2 protein-coding genes and 1 pseudogene are annotated in these 2,102 nt (G+C 61.3%); 2 read left to right on the top strand and 1 reads right to left on the bottom strand.

Features of this window, described 5'->3' with window-relative positions:
* A partial coding sequence (locus HX846_RS21385; RefSeq protein ID WP_178966055.1) for a ComF family protein occupies positions 1 to 577 on the bottom strand: 577 nt, incomplete at its 3' end.
* An 89-nt stretch (positions 578 to 666) separates the two neighbouring features.
* Here HX846_RS21385 and bioB point away from each other — a divergent pair.
* Together bioB and HX846_RS21375 are read left to right on the top strand one after the other, a co-directional pair.
* The gene (gene bioB / locus HX846_RS21380; RefSeq protein WP_003211072.1) at positions 667 to 1,722 is read left to right on the top strand and encodes a biotin synthase BioB; all 1,056 of its coding nucleotides are present in this window, start codon (positions 667 to 669) and stop codon (positions 1,720 to 1,722) included.
* Positions 1,723 to 1,875: 153 nt separating this feature from the next.
* Positions 1,876 to 2,102, top strand: a pseudogene (locus tag HX846_RS21375) (8-amino-7-oxononanoate synthase); the annotation flags it as partial.

The raw sequence follows: 2,102 nt of genomic DNA, 5'->3' as shown, positions 1-2,102 counted from the left end.
GGGCGAAGGCCTGGTGCAGGTTACGCTTGCGGGTCCTGGCGTCGAGGTCTTGCTGCGCCACGGTTTCACGCGGCCGTGACAGCAGGTGCTCATCCCAGGGGATGTTCAGGTCCTCACTCAGCCAGCGGGCGAGCATCGCCGCCTGGTTGAACCCCCGTTCCCGCAGGCGTTTGCGGGCCAGGGGCACGGGCAGCAGGCAGTCGGGGCGAGCCAGCGCGGCATCTTCATAGCGGTGTTGCAGGAATTGTCCCAACAGGTGCGCAAGCAGGTGCCCCAGCGGCCAGCGGGCCTGATGCTTGAAACGGCTGATCAGGCTGTCGATGGGGAAGCTGTAGGTCCACGGCGCGACGACCTGCTTGAACGCCTGAGGTTGCTTCAAGCACTGGCCGCACACCAGGCCCGTCGCCGGCAACGGCAGTGCGCACACCTCGCAATGTTCCATCAGCCAGGGCAGCTCGGTTTCGCAGGCGCCGCAGACAGGATCGGCCGTTCCGCTGCTTTCATCGCAGATTAAACAGGTTTGGTTGCTTTTTAACCAGATGTAAACCTCGTGTTTGTTCTCAAGTTGACAGTGCATGAATCTTCCTTAAATATGCCGAGCATCCGTGTCGTACCTGTGGGTATTACTCCCACAGGGCTTGCCAAAGCATAATCAAGGAATCGCCCATGAGCGCCAGCATCACTGCCAACCTGCGTCACGATTGGTCTTTAGCCGAAGTCAAAGCGCTGTTCGTGCAGCCCTTCAACGACCTGTTGTTCCAGGCGCAGACCGTGCACCGCGCGCATTTCGACGCCAACCGCGTCCAGGTTTCCACGCTGCTGTCGATCAAGACCGGCGCCTGTCCGGAAGATTGCAAATATTGTCCGCAGTCGGGCCACTACAACACCGGTCTGGAAAAAGAGAAGCTGATGGAAGTGCAGAAGGTCCTCGAAGAGGCCGCTCGCGCCAAGGCCATCGGTTCGACCCGTTTCTGCATGGGCGCCGCCTGGAAGCATCCGTCAGCCAAAGACATGCCCTACGTGCTGGAGATGGTCAAAGGCGTGAAGGCCATGGGCCTGGAAACCTGCATGACCCTCGGCCGTCTCGACCAGGACCAGACCGAAGCCCTGGCCCAGGCCGGCCTCGATTACTACAACCACAACCTCGACACGTCGCCGGAGTTCTACGGTTCGATCATCACCACCCGCACCTACGGTGAGCGCCTGCAAACCCTGGCGTACGTGCGTGATTCGGGGATGAAGATCTGCTCCGGCGGCATCCTCGGCATGGGCGAGTCCCTGGACGATCGCGCCAACCTGCTGATCCAGCTGGCCAACCTGCCGGAGCATCCGGAATCGGTGCCGATCAACATGCTGGTGAAAGTCGCCGGTACGCCGCTGGAAAACGCCGACGACATCGACCCGTTCGACTTCATCCGCATGCTGGCGGTGGCGCGCATCCTGATGCCGCAGTCCCATGTGCGGCTGTCGGCCGGGCGTGAGGCAATGAACGAGCAGATGCAGGCCCTGGCGTTTTTTGCTGGCGCCAACTCGATTTTCTACGGCGACAAGCTGCTGACCACTGCCAACCCGCAGGCGGACAAGGACATGCAACTGTTCTCGCGCCTGGGCATCTTGCCGGAAGCTCGTGAAGAGCACGCCGATGAAGTGCACCAGGCGGCGATCGAGCAGGCGCTGGTGGAGCAGAAGAGCAGCGAGCAGTTCTATAACGCGGCTGTTTGATAAGTCCACTTTGGAATGCCATCCAAATGTGGGAGCGGGCTTGCTCGCGAAGGCGGTGTGTCAGCCAATACATAAGCTGACTGATCCACTGCTTTCGCGAGCAAGCCCGCTCCCACATTTTTGACTGCGTTCAACCTGATCTACCGAGGTCTCATGTCTTTCGATCTCGCCGCGCGTCTTGCGGCTCGTCGTGCCGAACACCTGTATCGCCAACGTCCACTGCTGCAGAGCCCGCAAGGCCCTGACGTGGTGGTCGATGGCCAGCCGTTGCTGGCGTTCTGCAACAACGATTACCTGGGCCTGGCCAATCACCCGCAAGTGATTGAAGCCTGGCGCGCGGGCGCGGCCCGCTGGGGCGTGGGTGGCGGCGCTTCGCTTCT

Source organism: Pseudomonas sp. K5002 (assembly GCF_013386655.1).
In the GTDB taxonomy this organism is placed as follows: Bacteria; Pseudomonadota; Gammaproteobacteria; order Pseudomonadales; family Pseudomonadaceae; genus Aquipseudomonas.
This window is presented reverse-complemented; position numbering and strand designations above follow the sequence as displayed.

What these genes read in the sequence shown, in the direction of transcription:
- bioB (WP_003211072.1), top strand. Translation starts at nt 667, where the DNA reads ATGAGCGCCAGCATCACTGCCAACCTGCGTCACGATTGGTCTTTAGCC.